11 protein-coding genes, 1 other RNA gene and 1 pseudogene are annotated in these 19,641 nt (G+C 66.4%); 9 read left to right on the top strand and 4 right to left on the bottom strand.

Going from position 1 to position 19,641, the window contains the following annotated elements:
• On the bottom strand, positions 1-447 hold the full coding sequence (gene mraZ / locus C1933_RS03280; protein WP_004143635.1) for a division/cell wall cluster transcriptional repressor MraZ: 447 nt from the start codon (positions 445-447) through the stop codon (positions 1-3).
• A gap of 323 nt (positions 448-770) precedes the next feature.
• Between mraZ and C1933_RS03275 the strand changes: the two genes are divergently transcribed.
• On the top strand, positions 771-1,547 hold the full coding sequence (locus C1933_RS03275; protein WP_108752173.1) for an NRDE family protein: 777 nt from the start codon (positions 771-773) through the stop codon (positions 1,545-1,547).
• A 134-nt stretch (positions 1,548-1,681) separates the two neighbouring features.
• Here the strand turns inward: C1933_RS03275 and rnpB are convergent.
• An RNA gene (gene rnpB, locus C1933_RS03270) (RNase P RNA component class A) lies at positions 1,682-2,033 on the bottom strand.
• A gap of 134 nt (positions 2,034-2,167) precedes the next feature.
• Positions 2,168-2,986, bottom strand: coding sequence for a 16S rRNA (cytidine(1402)-2'-O)-methyltransferase (gene rsmI / locus C1933_RS03265; protein ID WP_108752172.1), 819 nt, complete (start codon positions 2,984-2,986; stop codon positions 2,168-2,170).
• Between the two features lie 81 nt (positions 2,987-3,067).
• Here rsmI and C1933_RS03260 point away from each other — a divergent pair, with 81 nt between their 5' ends.
• The 4 genes from C1933_RS03260 to C1933_RS03245 all read left to right on the top strand — a co-directional run bounded on the left by C1933_RS03260 (position 3,068) and on the right by C1933_RS03245 (position 7,284).
• A complete protein-coding gene (locus C1933_RS03260) occupies positions 3,068-4,789 on the top strand; it encodes a penicillin-binding protein activator (RefSeq protein ID WP_108754725.1) in 1,722 nt (573 codons plus the stop codon).
• Positions 4,752-5,147 carry a YraN family protein gene (locus C1933_RS03255; protein ID WP_108752171.1) on the top strand — a complete coding sequence of 132 codons (396 nt, stop codon included), beginning with the start codon at positions 4,752-4,754 and terminating at the stop codon, positions 5,145-5,147. The genes C1933_RS03260 and C1933_RS03255 overlap by 38 nt, the downstream gene beginning before the upstream one ends.
• A gap of 110 nt (positions 5,148-5,257) precedes the next feature.
• A complete protein-coding gene (locus C1933_RS03250; protein ID WP_108752170.1) occupies positions 5,258-5,902 on the top strand; it encodes a metal-dependent hydrolase in 645 nt (214 codons plus the stop codon).
• Positions 5,899-7,284 (top strand): FAD-linked oxidase C-terminal domain-containing protein, encoded by a 1,386-nt coding sequence (locus C1933_RS03245; RefSeq protein ID WP_108752169.1) that lies wholly within the window; start codon positions 5,899-5,901, stop codon positions 7,282-7,284. Before C1933_RS03250 ends, C1933_RS03245 begins: the two co-directional genes overlap by 4 nt.
• A gap of 160 nt (positions 7,285-7,444) precedes the next feature.
• On the opposite strand, the gene C1933_RS03240 is transcribed toward C1933_RS03245, so the two are convergent.
• Positions 7,445-10,672 (bottom strand): autotransporter outer membrane beta-barrel domain-containing protein, encoded by a 3,228-nt coding sequence (locus C1933_RS03240; protein WP_108752168.1) that lies wholly within the window; start codon positions 10,670-10,672, stop codon positions 7,445-7,447.
• 342 nt (positions 10,673-11,014) lie between these two features.
• Between C1933_RS03240 and C1933_RS20450 the strand changes: the two are divergent.
• The 4 genes and pseudogenes from C1933_RS20450 to C1933_RS03220 all read left to right on the top strand — a co-directional run bounded on the left by C1933_RS20450 (position 11,015) and on the right by C1933_RS03220 (position 19,160).
• A pseudogene (locus C1933_RS20450) lies at positions 11,015-13,414 on the top strand (autotransporter outer membrane beta-barrel domain-containing protein).
• 98 nt (positions 13,415-13,512) lie between these two features.
• Positions 13,513-13,776 carry an FAD-linked oxidase C-terminal domain-containing protein gene (locus C1933_RS03230; RefSeq protein ID WP_234414644.1) on the top strand — a complete coding sequence of 88 codons (264 nt, stop codon included), beginning with the start codon at positions 13,513-13,515 and terminating at the stop codon, positions 13,774-13,776.
• Between the two features lie 214 nt (positions 13,777-13,990).
• The gene (locus C1933_RS03225) at positions 13,991-16,423 is read left to right on the top strand and encodes an autotransporter outer membrane beta-barrel domain-containing protein (RefSeq protein WP_108752166.1); all 2,433 of its coding nucleotides are present in this window, start codon (positions 13,991-13,993) and stop codon (positions 16,421-16,423) included.
• A 358-nt stretch (positions 16,424-16,781) separates the two neighbouring features.
• Entirely contained in the window at positions 16,782-19,160 is a 2,379-nt protein-coding gene (locus tag C1933_RS03220) for an autotransporter outer membrane beta-barrel domain-containing protein (protein ID WP_108752165.1), read from the top strand.
• Positions 19,161-19,641 lie beyond the last annotated feature (481 nt).

Here is a 19,641-nt window from a genome sequence, read left to right as displayed (position 1 = left end):
TCACAACTTCAGATCGAGAAGCCCATCACCCAGATCCTCGTCAGACAATGTCTGCTGGATCAGGGCCCGATGCGCCTGCTCGCTCCACAATTCAAACTTGTCGCCCATACCGAGCAATACCGCCTTCTTTTCAATGCCCACCGCACCGCGGTGGCTGGCGGGAATGCTGATACGACCGTTGCCGTCCAGCTCGAGGTGGGCGGCCGAGCCGACCAGCTTCTGCTGCAACAGGCGCACGACGCGCTGGGTGTTGGGCTTGGACATCACATCGTCGCGGACCCGTTCCCATTCCGACTCTGCATACAGCCACAGGCAGCCGGCTTCGAACGGGTTGTAGGTCAGGACAAGACGGTTGTTGCTGGCACGCGCGACCAGGTCGCGGTAGGCGGTGGGAACCGCCATGCGTCCTTTGTCGTCAACTGTGATGGCCGTCTCGCCCTGGAACACGACGCGTGCACCTATCCTTCGCCCGGTGAAACATTGAACCACGAAAACCCACAAAACACCCGGATTTCCCTCTGATGCCCACCTTAGCAGCGGGCCAAGGGTTGTCAACAACTTTTCAGCAGGGAAATCGCCTGCCGCATCAATGGCTTGCAGCAATGTTTAGAGAATTGTTCAAGGCTTATCCACAAGTTGCTGATCCGTCTCAATTTTTGAGATTGAACCGAAGTTCAGGGGCGTGTAGAGGGCGTGAAACATCGGCCGCGCATTCATCCAGTTCGCGCTGAAAGCGGCGCCACACTGCGCAAACCGGGCACAATGACGCCATGTGCCTGCTTGCTCTTGGCTGGCTTCAGCACCCGCGCTGGCGGTTGGTGATGGTCGGCAACCGCGATGAGTTCCACGCCCGCCCCACGGCGGCGCTGGCCCCCTGGGAAAACGAACCGGCGATCATCGGCGGGCGCGACCTGCGCTCGGGTGGTGGCTGGGCCGGGGTGGGCACCGCGGGCCGCATGGCGGTGGTGACCAACGTGCGCGACCCGCTGGCCGCACAGAGTGGGCCGTCGCGTGGCGCACTGGTGGCCGATTTCCTGCGCGGGCGCGATCCCGCCGGCGCGCACATGGACCGCCTGGCCGCGGTGGCCGGCGCCTACGCGCCGTTCAACCTGCTGCTGGCCGACGGTCACACTTTGGAATACCTGGGCAACCACCCCGCTGAACGGCAGACGCTGGACGCGGGCGTGCATGGCATGTCCAACGGCGCCCTGGACGCCCCGTGGCCGAAGACCCGCCGGCTGATGGCCGCGCTATCGGCTTGGTTTGAGTCCGAAGGGGTCGGATCCCTTTCGCAAAGCGAAAGGGCTCTGACCCCGCTGTGGACTGCCCTGGCCGACGAACACCGCCCAACTGACAGCGACCTGCCCGACACCGGCATCGGCCTGGAGCGCGAACGCTGGCTCAGCCCCGCCTTCATCCGCGGTGACGACTACGGCACCCGCGCCAGCACCGTGCTGCTGATCGACCACGACGGCCACGGCCAGATGCACGAGCGCCGCTTCGGCGCGCAGGGCGCGTTCCTGGGCGAAAGCCACGTCGCGTTCTAGGTAGCGTCGAGCTTGCTCGACTGTCCGTACGTGGCGCAATGCAGTCGAGCAAGCTCGACTCTACGCAGAAGCGGCACCATGCGTGGGCGTGCCTGGTAGATCCACGCCATGCGTGGATGGCCACTCGAAAAAGGAGGCGGAGCCGGCCGATAAGCCGGGTTCTGTCATGGACAGTCATTCCTCTAGGCGTTACGTCACCGCAACGCTCAAGCAACCTACCCGGATCCAACGCGGGCCGCGCCAAAGGATCCCTATTTGGTCTTGCTCCAGGTGGGGTTTGCCGTGCCGGTCTGTTACCAGACTCGCGGTGCGCTCTTACCGCACCATTTCACCCTTACCGGCCTTCCGAAGAAGACGTAGGCGGTATCTTTCTGTTGCACTTTCCGTCGGCTTGCGCCGCCCAGGCGTTACCTGGCACCTTGCCCTATGGAGCCCGGACTTTCCTCGGCACCCCCGAAGGGACGACGCGACTGTCTGGCCGACTCCGCCAGCGCACATTCTAGCTTACGCGCGGCCTTCCTGCCCGGTTGATCGCGGCACGCGGCGCGTTCATCCGCGCGTGGCGTGGATCTACCGATCGCGCGGCCCTAGTGGGTGCGGACCTTGGTCCGCACACTCCATCAACTTCCGTACAACGCCTTGCGCGGGGCGCCGGTCAGCTCGGCGGCCAGCTTGGCGGCGGTGGACGGCGGCAGGTGCTCGCTCAGCTTGGCGTAGACCCGGCGGCCCTCGGCCAGCTTGGCTTCTTCATCGTCGCCGGCGCCCTGCACCATCACCACGAACTCGCCCTTGCGCTGGTTGTCGTCGGCTTCCACCCGCGCCAGCAGGCTGGCCAGATCGCCATCGAGCACGGTCTCGAACAGCTTGGTCAGCTCACGCGCCAGCACCGCCGGGCGGTCGCCGCCGAAGATGGCGGCCATGTCGGCCAGCGATTCGGCAATGCGGTGCGAGGATTCATAGAACACCATCGTGCGCACTTCACCGGCCAGCGCCTGCAGGCGGTCACGGCGGCCGCTGGCCTTGGCCGGCAGGAAGCCCTCGAAACTGAAGCGGTCGCTGGGCAGGCCAGCCACGCTCAGCGCGGCGATGGCGGCGCAGGCACCCGGAATGGGGCTGACCTTGATACCGGCCGCACGGGCCGCGCGCACCAGGCGGAAGCCCGGGTCGCTGACCAGCGGGGTGCCGGCATCGCTCACCAGTGCCAGCGATTCACCGGCCTGCAGCCGCGACACCAGGCGCTGGGCCAGGGCCTCTTCATTGTGTTCGTGCAGGGCCACCAGCGGCTGCTGGATGCCGAAATGGGACAGCAGCTGGCCGCTGCGGCGGGTGTCTTCGGCACAGATGGCCGCCACCGAACGCAGCACCTCCTGCGCGCGCGGGCTCAGATCGGCCAGGTTGCCGATCGGCGTGGCGACGACGTACAGGGTTGGCACACTCATTTCAGCGGTACTCACGGGGCAAGGGTAGAATCGTAGCGTGTACCTGGCCAAGGCCGCTGCCCTCATCGCATGGACCCGATCATGAACAAGCCCGCCGCACGGATCTCCGCCCTGTCGCTCTCGCTGATGCTGCTGGCCGGTTGTGCCACCACCAGCCTGACCAGCGCGCCCGAATCGCCGGCCCAGAGCCAGGCGCTGGCGCTGATTGAACAGGGCAAGCCGCGCGACGCGGCCCTGCAGCTGGAAGCGCAGGCCGCCACCCTGCGCGGCACCGCCCGCAGCAATACCCTGGCCGACGCGGCATGGGCCTGGCACCTGGCCGGTGACAGCGCCCGCGCGCGCAGCCTGCTGGGCCAGCTGACCGCCCGCCAGCTGAGCGGTGCCAGCCTGCAGCGCTTCCAGCTGGCCAGCGCCGAGCTGGCACTGGCCGACAAGCAGCCGGCACAGGCCCTGGCCCTGCTGAAGGAGCACGGCGACAACGTGCACCCCAGCCTGCGTACCCGCTGGTACCTGGCCCGCGCCAGCGCCCTGCAGGCCAGCGGTGACAGCTTCGCCGCAGCGACCGAGCGTGCCCGCGCCCATGCCGGCCTGACCGGCACCGCCCGCAACGAGAACCAGGCCGCGATCGCCGGCCTGCTGGGCACGCTGGACGATGCCACCCTGCGCAGCCGCGCCGCCGCGCTGCCGGCCAACGACCCGCTGTACAACTTCGCCGGCCGCGCCCTGATTGCGCGCGGCCTGCCGCTGCCGCGCCCGTTCGACCGCGACGGCGCGGCCCAGTTCGACACCAGCAAGCGCCCGCCGGCCATGAGCGATGGCTACCGCCCGCCGGCGAAGATGGCCGTGCTGCTGCCGCTCAGCGGCCGCCTGGCCACCGCGGCACAGCCGGTGCGTGATGGCCTGCTGGCCGCGTACTACGGCGAAAGCCGGCGCCGCCCGGAGATCAACTTCTTCGATACCGCCGGCACCCCGGCCGGTGCACTGGCCGCCTATGACAAGGCGGTGGCCTCGGGCGTGGACTTCGTGGTTGGCCCGCTGGGCCGCGACGAGGTGGACGCGGTGTACGGCCGCGCCCAGCTGCCGGTGCCGGTGCTGGGCCTCAATCGCGGCAAGGACGCGCCGCCGGCCGGCAGTGCCGGGTTCTCGCTGGCGCCGGAAGACGATGGCATCGTCGCCGCCGAATACCTGCGTGGCCGCGAGCGCAGCAAGGCGCTGGTGATCAACAGCAGTGACGAGACCGGCCGCCGCGCCGCCGCCGCCTTCGCGCAGCGCTTTGCCCAGCGCGGTGGCACGGTTGCCGCCACCGTCAGCATCAGCGACGCGGTGGGCGATGTGGGCGCCCAGGTCCGCAATGCGGGCCAGGTCGATGCCGTGTTCCTGGCCGTGCGTGCGCCGCAGGCCCGCCTGCTGGCCCCGCAGCTGGCCCTGGCCGGTGCCGGTGGCGCCACCCGCGTGGGCACCTCGCAGTTGACCACTGGCAGCGGCAAGGTGGAAGAGGACGTGGCGCTGGACGGCATCATCTACCCCAACGAAGCCTGGAACGTACGCAGCGTGTCCGGCCTGCCCTCGGCCGCCCAGGTGGCGCAGACCCTGCCCAGCGCGCGCGGTGCGGCCAGTCGCCTGTTCGCCTTCGGCGCCGATGCCTGGAAGATCAGCGCCTACCTGGAAAAGCTGTCCAACGAAGGTGGCCTGGATGGCGCCACCGGCACGCTGTACCTGGACAGCAACGGCAACATCCTGCGCCAGCCGGCGTGGTCCACCTTCAGTGGTGGCCGCCCGATGCCGATCGCCGGTGGTCGCTGAGCATCTGCAACGGGGCTCGGCGGTGGAAGCCGCCGCCGAGCAGCACCTGCAACAGGCCGGCCTGCAGCCGCGCGCGCGCAACGTGCGCTACCGCGGCGGCGAACTGGACCTGGTGATGGAAGACGCCGGCATCGTAGTGTTCGTGGAAGTGCGCTACCGCGCACGTTCGGACTTCGGTAGTGGTGCGGCCACGGTGGATGTGCGCAAGTGCCGACGTGTGGCGCATGCCGCGTTGCTGTACCTGCAGGACCATCCCGCGCTGGCCGATGCGCCTTGCCGCTTTGATGTGGTGGAAGCTACGGGTGAACCGCCGCAGCTGTCTTGGCTGCGCGATGCATTCCGCTTGGATGATTGCTGATGGGTACCGTCCGCCTTGGTAGAGACCGACCTTGGTCGGCGTTTCTGTGCCAACCAAGGTTGGCACCTACCAGAGCGCAGCTTGGCCGGCACTACCATGGTGCGTGACTGATGCCTTCGATCATCACCCACGCCGCCGTGCCGCTGGCTTTGTGGTGCGCCGCCGATCGCGGCCGCATTCCGTCGTGGCTGCTGGCTGCCGGCGTGGTGGCGGCGATGCTGCCCGATGCCGATGTGCTGGCCTTCGTGCTGCACATTCCCTATGCCGATGCGTTCGGACATCGCGGGGCCAGTCATTCGTTGCTGTTCGCCGGGGTGTTGGCGGTGTTGGCCGCGTTGGTGGCGTTCTTTGGTAGCGGCCGACCTTGGTCGGCGTCACACAGCTCCGGTAGTCGCAGACGTTGGTCGGCGGTTTCGTGCCAACCAAGGTTGGCACCTACCACGGCGCGGCCAACGGTGGCGTCCACGCTACAGGCGGCGGTATTCGTCTTCGTCTGCGCGGCCAGCCATCCCCTGCTCGACGCCATGACCTCCGGCGGCCTGGGTGTTGCCCTGGCCTGGCCGTGGAGCGAACACCGCTTCTTCGCGCCCTGGCGGCCGATCCGCGTTTCGCCTTTCGCTCCGCAGTTCTTCAGCGCACGTGGCATGGCCACGCTGCTGTCTGAACTGCGCTGGGTGTGGCTGCCGCTGGCCGGCGCCGTTGTTGCCTGGAAGTTGATCCAACCTGCCCCTGCTGTCCCGCGAGAACCGTCATGAGTACTGCCCTGCCCGCCGCCCTGGTTGCCGAACTGTCCCCCCTGCTGGGCACGGAGGGCTGGCGCATGGATGACAACGCGCTGGAGGCGAATGCGCAGGACAATTCCTGGCGCCGCCAGCGCCCGGCGGCCGTTGCTCTGCCGGCCGATATCGAACAGGTGCAGGCGCTGGTGCGCGCGTGCCGTTCGCATGGCGTGGCACTGGTCGCGCGCGGCGCCGGCACCGGCACCACCGGTGCGGCCGTGCCGCTGCCGGGCAGCATCGTGCTGTCGTTCACCCGCATGGACCGCATCGTCGAGATCCGTGCCGGTGATCGCTGCGCTGTGGTGCAGCCGGGCGTGCTCAATGGCACCCTGCAGCAGGCACTCGCTCCGCATGGCCTGTTCTGGGCGCCCGATCCTTCCAGCGCAGATATCTGCAGCGTGGGCGGCAACCTGGCCTGCAACGCCGGCGGCCCGCGCGCGGTGAAGTACGGCACCAGCCGCGACAACGTGCTCGGCCTGGTGGCAGTGACCGGCACCGGCGAGGTGATCCGCTGCGGTGGCGCCTACACCAAGGATTCCACCGGCTACGACCTCACCCACCTGCTGGTGGGCAGCGAAGGCACGCTGGCGCTGATCGTGGAAGCCACCCTCAAGCTGACCCCACTGCCGGTCAGCCAGGCTGGCCTGCGCGTGCTGTACCGCGATGCCGATGCGGCCGCCGCCGCGGTGTCACGCCTGATGTCGCAGCCGGTGGTGCCCACGCGCCTGGAATTCATGGATGCACGCAGCCTGGAGCTGCTGCGCTTGAACGGCGCTGAAGTACCCGAGGCCGGCGCGATGCTGCTGGTCGAAGCCGATGGTGACCACGACACCCTGCCCTACCTGCTGCAGGCCCTGGCCAGCGCCGCCGAAGGCGACGGCATGATCGAGCTGGACGTGGCAATGGAAGGTCGCGCGCGTGACCAGTTGTGGGCCGCGCGCAAGGCCTTGTCGCCCGCACTGCGTACCGTCGCGCCCGGCAAGATCAATGAAGACGTGGTGGTGCCGGTGTCGCGCATTCCCGACCTGGTGGCTGGTGTGCAGGCATTGGCACGCGAGTACACACTGACAATCGTGACCTTCGGTCATGCCGGCAACGGCAACCTGCACGTCAACATTCTTTACCACCCGGACGACGCCGACGAGAACGCACGCGCGCATGCCGCGCTGCCGAAGATCTTCGAACTGACGCTGGCGCTGGGCGGCACGCTGTCGGGCGAGCATGGCATTGGCTTGGCCAAGCGCGATTTCATGGCGCAGGCGTTCAGCCCGGCCACGCTGGCGACGATGCGCGCGATCAAGGCCGCGCTGGACCCGGATGGGATTCTCAACCCGGGCAAGGTTCTGCCGCCGGTGTGACCCATCGCGAGGGCTGAGAGCCCTGTGGTTGGCGGCAAAGCCTCTGGTGGGTGCGGACCTTGGTCCGCACAATTTCCGTCGGTCGTGGCGTGGTACCAACGATCCGAGTGGGGTCAGAGCCCATTGCCTGCGCAATGGGATCCGACCCCGCTGTCATCCCCTACCAGGCCATGCGCACACCTGCCTGGCCACCCACGTTTCGGTAGCCATGGTCACCGCGCTGTACGCCCAGGCCACCCCATGCGCCCCAGCGCTGGCCCAGCTTCAACTCGGCACCGGCCTGCACTTCATAGCGGTTACGCGGCACATCCGCGCCCAGCGTGTCATCGTTGAACTGCAGGGCGCTGGTACCACTGCCGCGCAGCCAGTTCACGCCCAGGTACGGCTGCACCGAGTTGCCGGTCGCACTGCCATGACCGAACACGCGCACGCCCAGGCGCCCGCTCAGGCCACCCGCATCCGCTTCGTCGACAACCGTGCCATTCGTCTCCACGTGGCGATCCGCACGGTAGTCCGCATACGTCAGCTGCAGCTGCGGCTGCACGTACAGAACACTGGCGGCGCCCTGCCACACATTGAAGGTATGGCCCACTTCCAGTGACGCAGTGGCCACACGCGAGTCGTAGTGCTCCGGCTCCAGGCCGATACCCTGCACACGGTTGTCGAAGCGGCCGAACTGCACGGTCGCATCCACATAGGCGCCGCCGGTTCCCTCTGCATCCTGCAACCAGGTGCCGTACACACCCACGGCGGTACCACGCACGCGGCCGGTGGCGGTGTAGCCGGTCAGATCCGAGGCGACACGATTGTCAGCACGGCCATTGCCCAGCATCACGCCGAACGTGGCATTGCCACGTCGCAGCAGGTCACTGCCGATCTGCAGCACCGACGTATTGCCATCCACCGAAAGCTGCCCACCCACCGCAGTGAAGTCCGCATTGCTACGACCCACGCGTGCCCATGCAGTGCGCTCGTCAGTGCGCGTGCCGCCACGATCATGCATCCGGTGCGCGAACATGTTCACCGCAGCCGACTGGTTCGCCAGATAGGCACCGGCTTCCGGGCGCAGTACCGGCGGCGGCCGGATCGGATCGACGATGCCGCCACCGTCCTCGCCCTCTCCCCCTTCAATCGGGTCCGGACCCGGGCCCGGGTTCACCACGCAACCCGGCGCACCCGGGTCGTCCTCGCAGACATCGAACCACTGCGAGCGCAGGTACCAATGGCCATCGGTGGGATCGGCCAGGCCGCCCTGGAACAGGAAGTACTCGTACGAACCACCCACGGCACGCCCGGTCAGCGCATAGCTGGCCAGCGATGCGCCGTCCACTTCGATCAGCTGGATGCCATCAGCGGTGGGTGCACCCACACCGCCGATGTTCCTCACCGCAATCAGTGCATCACCGGAGGTATCACCACGCACGTGCAGGCGGTCGATGGCCGAATCATCACCGGCCAGCGCCCCCTGGAACAGGAACGTGGCGCCTTCGCTGTGCAGGTCGCCGTCCACGGTAAGCGTGTTGAAGCGGCCGCTGCCGTCGGACAGTGCCAGCGCGCTGTCGCGCACCTGCAGATCACCCACCGTAGCATCGCCGGTCAACGTCCATTGGCTGCCGCTTTCAAGCGCGAGCGTCTGCACCAGATCGGAAGACCCCTGCCACAGCGCACCATCCGCCAGACGCACGTGCACCTCGGACTGCGGCACCAGCCCGGCGCCTTCGTCCTCCGGCGTGATGACGATATCGCCGTGCAACTGCGAGCCACCGTCCAGCGCCACGTCGAAGCGGCCAGCAACCGCAGCATCCAGCGCCAGGCCGATGCCGTTGCCACCGGACACCACTACGCCGTTGCTCAACGTCAGCGCCGGACCGCGGCTGCTGCGCAGCCAGATGCCACCGTGCTGGGCACTTACCAGCGAGCCACCATCGATGCTCATGCGGCCGTTGTCGTTGATCACTGCCGCCCAAGCGCCTTCGCCTTCAGTGCGCACATGGGTATTGGTCAGCGTCATTTCGCCCCTGCCGCCGGACAGCACGCCATGCGAATTGATGCCGGTGGTGCGCACCACGCTGTCGGCAAGGTGCACGGTGCCGCCCAACCGGGCGATCGCACCGATGGCACCGTCGCCTTCAGTAAGAATGTCAATCGTGTTGCCATTCGCTGTCGGCGTGGCAGATACACCGCCTTCCGCGTACAACCCATGACCATTCTGGCCAAGGGTCCGCAATCTGCTGCCGGTAACCTGCGCGGTGCCTCCCAGCACCGAAATGGCTTGCCAATAGGTGCCATCGGCCGTGATGGTCGATCCGTCGACTACCAGATCCCCATTCACCACTCGAATGCCAACGCCATTGCGAGTGGTGATGAACGAATCGGTCACACGCGCAACCACATCACGCTGGTTCATGTCGATGCCGGTCGACACGCTGTCCAGCCGGCTGCCATGCAGGGTGAGGTCCGCGCCTTCGGTCATATGGATGCCGAAGTGACCGGACAGCTCAACCCCATCCAGGCGCAGCACGCCGCCACCACCGGCGGCGAAGCTGACCGCGGAGGCGCTGTCACCCCGTGCATGCACGCTGCCTCCGCGCATCTCAAGCTCACCGCCGACGAACAGGCCCATCCCGGAGCGTTCGTGGGAGAGTTCGATGTCGACATCTTCCAGCACCACCTTGCTGCCCAGCCCCACCAGCACGCCCGATGCCCCGGCGCCGCTGCCGTCGATCCGTGCCGAGCGCAGCGTGACATCGCTGCCGCCCTGCGCCCACACGCCATAGCCTGACCCCGCTACAGCGATCTGCATACGCTCGGCCAACAATGTTCCATCACGCACTTCCAACCCATTGGACTGGTCGCCAAGAATCTCGATCACGCTGTCGCGCACCTCCGCCTGCCCCTGCTGCACACTGATGCCATGGGCCAGCCCGCCACGGGTGGTGATCCGCACGTTGTCCAGTGACAGCGTGCCGGACAACGCTTCGGCCCCCGACGCCGCGGTGCCGCGCGTTTCGATGTGCGTTCCGCTAGCGTGTACCTGGCCGCCATTGGCGGCGGAAAGGCCGGCGGCACCATAGCCGGAGGTCAGGACGCTGCCCGCCTGCAGTTGGATACGGCTTCCTGCACCCTCGGCGCGTGCAGCGGAAGCACGCAGCCCTTCGGTAATCAGGTTGACCGGTCCGGTTGGAATGAGGGTGCCGCCGTTGATGGCAAGGAACGCATGCCCGGCCGGATTACCCGGTTCCACCGGATCAGTAGTGTGGTATTCGCCTGCAGCCGGGTTCTGTTCGTCACCATCGGCGATGACCTGCTGTGCCATGGCGACCGACGACGCCAGGGCGGCGGACAACCCCACGGCAAGCACATGGGGGCGAGGAAGTACACGACGCATGCAGGGGACGCTCCAATGAAAGGGCCCCTACCGTAGGAAGGGGCCGCAATGGCGCCTATCGAATTGATTGCGTATCGGCACCACTGCGGCGTACTGACGCACCCGTGTACAGACCAGACACACTGCGCTGAACGTCGGCCGACCCGAGCGTTCATACGGCCAGCGCTTTGCAACTAATTGAATGGGCCGGAGCCGTGCCCGCGCCCAGAATTCGTGCCGATCAAGACACGGCGTGCCTGCTTAGGCCCATCACGCTCACGCGCAGAGGCCGAAAAGGCCACGTCCGTGAACGAGCGCCTGAACGACTCCCTGTGTCGACTCTTTCCCAGCAAGGACAAGACCATGAACCGTCATCGCACCCGGACTGCTTATCCTCATCAACGCCCGCTGGCGCGTGGCATCGTTCTCGCACTCTGCATGCTGCCGCTGGCCGGCGCCTGGGCCGGTGATCTGGACGGTACCGTGGGAACGGTCAATGACGGCGCCCCGATTGAAGAATGGACGCTGCGCAACGATGCGATATTGAACGTGACGGGTGGGCAGACCAACAACATCCGTGCCGTTGATTCACGCGTGACCACACGGAATGCCACCATCAACCGCAGCGGCTCCCACCAGCGAGCAGTGGAACTGGACGGAACGGCACGTTTCGAATCAGAGTTCAGTACGATCCGTGGCGGCGGCATCCTGGTCCAGGGTTCCTCTTCGGCGCACCTGATTGGCAGCCGCATTCTTGTCACCGCTGCCGACGGCCTGCTGCCAAGTAATCCACTCAGCATCGGTCTGACTCTTGGCAGCACCCCCGGCGGCATTCCCTTGCCTGGTGCCTGGTCCATTCTGGACTCCACCTATGTTCGCGTGGAGGACACGACAAGCGGCAGCGATATTTCCAGTGGTCTGGGCGTGCGCATGGAAAATGGGCGCGTGGACATCGTCAACGGTTCGGAAATCGACGGCGACAACGTGGGCGTGCTGATGTACGGCTCGATCTATACGCCCGACACGCTACGCCTGGGTATTGACGGTTCCACCATTCGCTCCGGCCGCGGCGCGGCCATCCGCGTGGCCGGCGACCGGGCTGCCGATTTCGAGATCACCGTGGCAAACGGCGCACAGTTGATCGCGGGCAATGGCAATCTGCTGCAGGTGGATTCCCGCACCGGTAGCACTACCCCGGGGGCCAGCCATGTGCGCTTCAACGTGGATAACGCGCGTCTGGTCGGCAATATCAGCTTCGAAGCCGCAACGATTGATGGCAGCCTGGATGTCGCCCTGCGCAACAAAGCCCAGATCGACGGCCGCTTCATCAACGTCACCACCGCCAGCATCGACAGCGATGCTACTTGGCTGATGACCGGCGACAGCAACGTCGGCCATCTCACCCTGGGCGCGGGCGGCACCGTGGCACTGGGCAATGGCAGCACGTTCAACACCCTCAACCTGGACGAGTTCATCGGCAACGGCGGCACGCTGCTGTTCAACACCCAGCTGGGCGACGACGCCTCGCTGACCGACAAGCTGGTGATCGCCGGCGATGCCAACGGCCAGGCCAACGTGCGCGTGCTCAATGCCGGCGGTGCCGGTGCCAAGACCGATCGTGGCATCGAGCTGATCGACATCGGCGGTGCGTCCAACGCGCAGTTCGATCTGGTCGGCCGCGCCGTGGGCGGTCAGTACGAGTACTTCCTGGTGAAGGACGCCAATGGCAACTGGTACCTGCGTTCGGAACTGGGTGGCGCGCCGGACCCGTGCCTGGTGGACCCGACCCTGCCCGAGTGCAAGCCGGTGGATCCGGTCGATCCGATCGATCCGATCGATCCGCCCACGCCGATCCTGCGCCCGGAAACCGGCGCGTACCTGGCCAACCAGTTCGCACTGGACCAGATGCTGCGCCACAGCTACCGCGACCGCCAGGGCGGCGCCGCGGCGGCGGACGGCATCCGTGGCTGGGCCCGGGTGGACGCCACGCAGAGCAAGCTGGGTGCGGTGGATGACCAGCTCGACCTGCGCGTGGACCGCTCGCGCCTGCAGCTGGGTGCGGACATCGGCGTGTTCGATGACGGCCGTGGCCGCGTCGGCGTGATGGGCACTGCGGCACGCAGCAGCGCCATTTCGCGCTCGGACGTGACCGGCTTCAGTGCACGCGGCAAGGTGGAAGGTGGTGCGCTGGGCGTGTACGGCAACTGGGCCAACGATGCGATGTACGTGGATGCCAGCGTGCAGCGCGGCCAGTTCCGCAACCGCGTGCAGGGCGACGGCCTGGCCGAGGAACGTTTCGACTCGGACATCTGGCAGTCGTCCGTGGAAGCCGGTTACCGCTTCGGCGTCGGCCAGATTGGCAACACCGCGCTGAGCCTGCAGCCGGAACTGCAGCTGATCTACACCGATGCCAAGACCGACGAGCATACCGAGAGCAACGGCACCGTGGTGCGTGCGGCGGGCAACAGTGGTCTTTCCGGCCGTGCCGGCCTGCGCCTGCAAGGCTAATCGCGCTCGGCCGTGGGTGCCTCGGTCAGTCCGTACCTGGCGGCCAACTGGTACCGCGATGGTACGGGCAATGGCATCGCCTTCGATGACGAAGTGTTGAAGGCCGGCATTCCTCGCAACCGCTATGAACTGAGTGCAGGTGCACGGGTGGAATTCCGCTCCGGTTTCAGTGCCTGGGGCGGGTTTGGTGTGATGCGCGGTGACAGCGGGTATCGCGAAGCCAACGCCAATCTGTCGGTGGCCTACCGCTGGTAATGGAAAGAGAACGGCGCCGGAGCACCCGGCGCCGTTTCACTACGCGCGATGCGCTTTCTGTAGAGCCGAGCCATGCTCGGCTGCTTTCCGATCAGATCATGAAGAGTGCCGCGCTTTGCGCGGCAAGCCGAGCATGGCTCGGCTCTACAAAATTTTTCCGCGTAGCCTTCATTCTCATCGCGCAGGCGTTCACCCCGGCCACGCTGGCAACGATGCGCGCGATCAAGGCCGCACTGGACCCGCACGGGATTCTCAACCCCGGGCAAAGTGTTGCCGGACCTGGCACGTCTATACGATCCGCGGCGAATGAACGTGCTGCAACGCACCTGCGACACCGTGTCGCAGTCCTGCACAGTGCCTGAAGCGATGCCGGGTGTTGAGCGCGCTTTGCAACTTTTTGCATGGGATGGCGGAGCGCTGGCCGTGACACTGCGGCCAACAAAGACACGTGCTATCGCTTTGAGTCCCCATCCTCACGGGAGTTTCACAGGAACCGAGGCAATACGGCTCCTGACCTGAATACGGTTGGCCCGGTGTGGTGGCGCGTGTCTCCCTCCCTGACACAAGGATTCATCCATGCAGATCGCCCCCGATACCCGCTCAACCTGCGGGCCCACCGTGCGCCCGCTCCTCCGCAGCCTGCTGATCGCGCTGGCGACCCTGCCCGCCGCCGCCGCACTGGCGGGGGACCTTGATGGCCAGACGGCCGACGTTGTCGCTGGCGATCCGGTCGAGGCCTGGACCCTGATCAACGGATCGAAGCTGACTGTGACCGGCGCGCGTAGCAACCAGATCGCCGCCAGCGACACCTCCTCCATCATCCTGGACGGTGCAGAGGTGCATCGTACGGGACTGGCCGCCACTTCCCAGAGTGCCATCAATCTGTATGGCAGTGCCTCTCTGGATGCCACCCGCAGCCGATTCACCGGCGGGGGCATCACGTTGGATGGCCCGGGCGCATCGGCCCGGCTGGTCAGCGGTAGCGTCATCGTCCACACCAACCAATTGGTTCCCACCACCCAGAAGGCGATCGGTGTGGATCTGATCAACCTTGCCACCACCAACGGCGCCAACCCCTACGCGCGGATAGACGCAAGCCGCATCGATGTGCAGGACGCCCCTGGTGGACCGTCGCCGTACGCCAGCGGCCTGGGCGTGCGCCTGCAGGTGGGCGCGATCGACATCGTGAACGGCTCCGGCGTCACCGGTGCAAACGTGGGCGCCCTGCTGTGGGGCGCAGCCAATGGAACCGGCGTTGTCCGCTTGACTGTCGATGACTCCCTGCTGCAATCCGGGCGCGGCGCCGCCGTGCAGGTGATGCCACTGACCGACAACACCTACGACATCGCCGTGGTCAACAACGCTCATCTGGACGGTGGCGACGGCAATCTACTGCTGGTGGGGGCTGACTACACCAGCAGTGCACTTACGGAAGTGAACTTCACCGTTGATGATTCGCGCCTGGCAGGCAACCTCACCTTCGACCGGACCTCCGTCACCAACGGCAGCCTGGACGTGATCCTGCGCAACAAAGCCCAGATCGACGGCCGCTTCCTCAACGTCACCACGGCCAGCATCGACAGCGATGCCACCTGGCTGATGACCGGCGACAGCACTGTCGGCCACCTCACTCTGGGCGCCGGCGGCACCGTGGCGCTGGGCAACGGCAGCGCGTTCAACTCCCTCAACCTGGACCAGTTCACCGGCAACGGCGGCACCCTGCTGTTCAACACGCAGCTCGGCGACGACACCTCGCTGACCGACAAGCTGGTGATTGCTGGCGATGCCAACGGCCAGGCCAACGTGCGCGTGCTCAATGCTGGTGGTGCCGGCGCCAGGACCGATCGCGGCATCGAGCTGATCGACATCGGCGGCGCGTCCAACGCGCAGTTCGATCTGGTCGGCCGCGCCGTGGGCGGCCAGTACGAGTACTTCCTGGTGAAGGACGCCAATGGCAACTGGTACCTGCGCTCGGAGCTGGCCACCGTGCCAGACCCGTGCGTGGTGGACCCGAGCCTGCCGGAGTGCAAACCTGTCGATCCTGTCGATCCTGTCGATCCTGTTGACCCTGTTGACCCTGTGGAGCCGCCGCTGCCGATCCTGCGCCCGGAAACCGGCGCCTATCTGGCCAACCAGTTCGCGATGGACCAGATGCTGCGCCACAGCTACCGCGATCGTCAGGGCGGCGCCGTTGCGGCGGACGGCATCCGTGGCTGGGCCCGCGTGGACGCCACCCAGAGCAAGCTCGGCGCGGTGGATGATCAGCTCGACCTGCGCGTGGACCGCTCGCGCCTGCAGCTGGGTGCGGATATCGGCGTGTTCGATGACGGCCGTGGCCGCATCGGCGTGATGGGTACCGCCGCACGCAGCAGCGCGACTTCGCGTTCGGACGTGACCGGCTTCAGTGCACGCGGCAAGGTGGAAGGTGGCGCGCTGGGCGTGTACGGCAACTGGGCCAACGACGCCATGTATGTGGATGCCAGCGTGCAGCGCGGCCAGTTCCGCAACCGCGTGCAGGGCGACGGCCTGGCCGAGGAGCGTTACGACTCGGATATCTGGCAGTCGTCGATGGAAGCGGGCTACCGCTTCGGCATCGGTCAGATCGGCAACACCGCGCTGAGCCTGCAGCCGGAGCTGCAGCTGGTCTACACCGATGCGAAGACGGATGTGCATACCGAAACCAACGGCACGGTGGTGCGTGCAGCGGGCAACAACGGCCTGTCGGGCCGTGCTGGCCTGCGCCTGCAGGGTGAATCGCACTCGGCCGCGGGTGCCTCGGTCAGCCCGTACCTGGCGACCAACTGGTACCGCGATGGTGCGGGCAATGGCATCGCCTTTGACGACGAAGTGCTGAAGGCCGGCATTCCGCGCAACCGCTATGAACTGAGCGCGGGTGCACGGGTGCAATTCCGTTCCGGTTTCAGTGCCTGGGGCGGGCTTGGTGTGATGCGCGGTGACAGTGGGTATCGCGAGGCAACCGGTAATCTGTCTGTGGCGTACCGCTGGTAAAGCGCTCTAGGGTCGGATCCCTCTCCCGCCCAAGGGAGGGATCCACCCCGACTCGACATCATGCCTCCAGCCCGGACTCCGGGGACAACGCCGGGCACGGTGTCGTGATTCGCACTTCCGCACCCTATACGAGGTCACCGGCGGCACCGGTCGGCTGGCCGAGTGCCTCATCTTCGCGTTGAAGCCGTCATCAACTGTCGTCGTAACGGTTGAGCATGAACACTGTCGCTGATGATCTGTTGAAGTTCCGCGATTTTCAGATTTGTTGCATGGAAGCGCACTGCGCAGCGGCGGAGACTTCGCCCCCGGCCAGGACCGGGCTCGGCCTTCGCCGTCTTCCACACTCAAAGGACCTCAGATGATCCCCCACACCCCTCGTGTGCCGCCGCGCATGCGCCCGCTCACCCGTGGCCTGCTGCTGGCGATGCTGGCACTTCCGCTAACTGCCATTGCACGCAACCTGGACAACGAATCCGCTGAAGTCCTTCAGGATGACCCAGCTGAATTCTGGAATCTGCGCAGTGGCTCGCGGCTGTTCGTCACCGGGGGCTCGACCTTCCGTATCACGGTCCGTGACACCTCCGTGGTCCGCCTTGATGGTGCCACCGTGGACAAGGGCGAGGATGGCGGCAACTATCCCTATGCCCTTGCACTGCACGACAGCGCAACGCTGACGGCCCTGAACAGCACCGTCCGCGGCGGCGGCATCATCATGGGGGAAGCGGCATCGCTGCACCTGCAAGGCAGTCGGGTACTGGTCTCGCCGGAGCACGGTGTCCCCCCCAACCCGGTGCGCACGATCGGTATCGACATGCTGGATGGCCATGGCCGCGCAGTGATCGACTCCACCGAGGTTCGGGCAAGCGAGGTCGCTGCTGATGCGAACGCGTTCAATCGCGGCGTTGGCATTCGTATGGGCAATGGGGGCCGGGCGGACGTGATCAACGGTTCGCATGTGCAGGGCGACAACCATGCCGCCTATCTGCTCGGCCGCACCGATCTGCGTGGCACCACGATCCTGAACGTGGATGCGTCCACCCTGCAGTCGACGCGCGGCGCTGCCATACGTGTCACCGCGCTGGGCAGTTCAACCGTCGATATCAACGTCGTCAATGGCGCCCAGCTCTTCGGCGGTGACGGCCACCTGCTACGGGTGGGCAGCCTTACAAGTTCGCCGAGCAACGGCCGGACTGTGGTCAACTTCTCGGTGGACAACGCTCGACTCATCGGCGATGTGACCCGCGACGTGGCAGCAGCACCCAACAGCCTGCTGGCGGTGAGCATGCGCAACCACGCACAGATCGACGGCCGCTTCAGCAACGTCACCACCGCGTCCATCGACCAGAACAGCACCTGGCTGATGACCGGCGACAGCAGCGTTGGCCACCTCGCCCTGGGCGCGACCGGCACCGTGGGCCTGGGCAGTGGCGCGCAGTTCAACACGCTGGCGCTGGATAGCTTCAGCGGCCAGGGCGGCACGCTGGTGTTCAACACTGCGCTGGGCGATGACACCTCGGCCACCGACAGGCTGGTGATTGCCGGCGATGCCGACGGCCAGGCCCATGTGCGTGTGCTCAATGCCGGCGGTGCCGGTGCGAAAACGGATCGCGGCATCGAGCTGATCGACATCGGCGGCGCGTCCAATGCGCAGTTCGACCTGATGGGCCGCGCGGTCGGCGGCCAGTACGAGTATTTCCTGGTGAAGGATGCCAACGGCAACTGGTACCTGCGCTCGGAACTGGCGACCACGCCGGACCCCTGCGTGGCAGACCCCACCCTGCCGGAGTGCAAGCCGATCGACCCGGTGGACCCGGTCGATCCGCCCACGCCGGTGCTGCGCCCGGAGGCCGGTGCCTACCTGGCCAACCAGTTCGCGCTGCGCGAGGTACTGCGTCATTCGGCAGCCGAACGTCAGCACACCGACGCCGAGGGCGTAAGCGGCTGGGCCAGTATCGGCAGCACGCAGAGCCGGTGGTCGGCCGCAGACGATCAGCTGGACCTGCGCGTGCAGCGCGCGCGCCTGCAGCTGGGGGCGGACCTGGGCGCGTTCGATGACGGCCGTGGCCGCGTCGGCGTGATGGGCACCGCTGCACGCAGCCGCACCACCTCACAGTCGGAGGTTACCGGCTACCGCGCGCGTGGCGAATTGGAAGGTGGCGCACTGGGCGTGTACGGCAACTGGCGCACCGACGCGCTGTATGTGGATGCCAACGTGCAGCGCGGCCAGTTCCGCAACCGCGTGCAGGGCGATGGCCTGGCCGAGGAACGCTACGACTCGGATATCTGGCAGTCCTCGGTGGAAGCCGGCTACCGCTTCGGCATCGGCCAGATCGGCAACACCGCGCTGAGCCTGCAGCCGGAGCTGCAGCTGGTCTACACCGATGCGAAGACGGATGTGCATACCGAAACCAACGGCACGGTGGTGCGTGCAGCGGGCAACAACGGCCTGTCTGGTCGCGCCGGCCTGCGCCTGCAGGGTGAGTCGCGCTCGGCCGCGGGTGCCTCGGTCAGCCCGTACCTGGCGGCCAACTGGTACCGCGATGGCGCGGGTAATGGCATCGCCTTTGACGACGAAGTGCTGAAGGCCGGCATTCCGCGCAACCGCTATGAACTGAGCGCGGGTGCACGGGTGGAATTCCGTTCCGGTTTCAGTGCCTGGGGTGGCTTCGGCGTGATGCGCGGTGATAGTGGGTACCGCGAAGCAACTGGCAATCTATCTGTGGCATACCGCTGGTAATGAAACAAAAACGGCGCCGGAGCAATCCGGCGCCGTTCCACTGTGCACGATGCGCTTTCTGTAGAGCCGAGCCATGCTCGGCTGCTCTCCGGTCAGATCGCGAAGAATTCCGCGCTTCGCGCGGTAAGCCGAGCATGGCTCGGCTCTACAAGGACGCTGCACGAGATTTGACGCAATCGCCTCATCCTGCACGACCACGCTGCGCATGCATGCAGATTGCAGAAATTTCGAATTTGAAACTTTTCTGATTGGTACAGCGGCACCTTCGTGCCCATCATGAGGCGCCACCGACAACGGGTGGCACGGGCTTGCAATCCCGTTTGATTAGTGTCGTTTACGCTTGCCTGCCGGCGCCGCCTTTTCTGTTCAGCGGCGCCGGCAGGCAATCCGTCCGCGCGTCTTTGGCGGGCGGTGCGTGGGGGCCTCGTGCCCGCCGGCATTTGGCGACGCTAATCACCGGTATTGCAACCACGCACCGTCC

Origin of the sequence: Stenotrophomonas sp. ZAC14D2_NAIMI4_6 (assembly GCF_003086875.1) — a bacterium.
In the GTDB taxonomy this organism is placed as follows: domain Bacteria; phylum Pseudomonadota; class Gammaproteobacteria; order Xanthomonadales; family Xanthomonadaceae; genus Stenotrophomonas.
The sequence above is the reverse complement of the archived record's forward strand: the minus strand, read 5'-3'. Positions and strand labels throughout refer to the sequence as shown.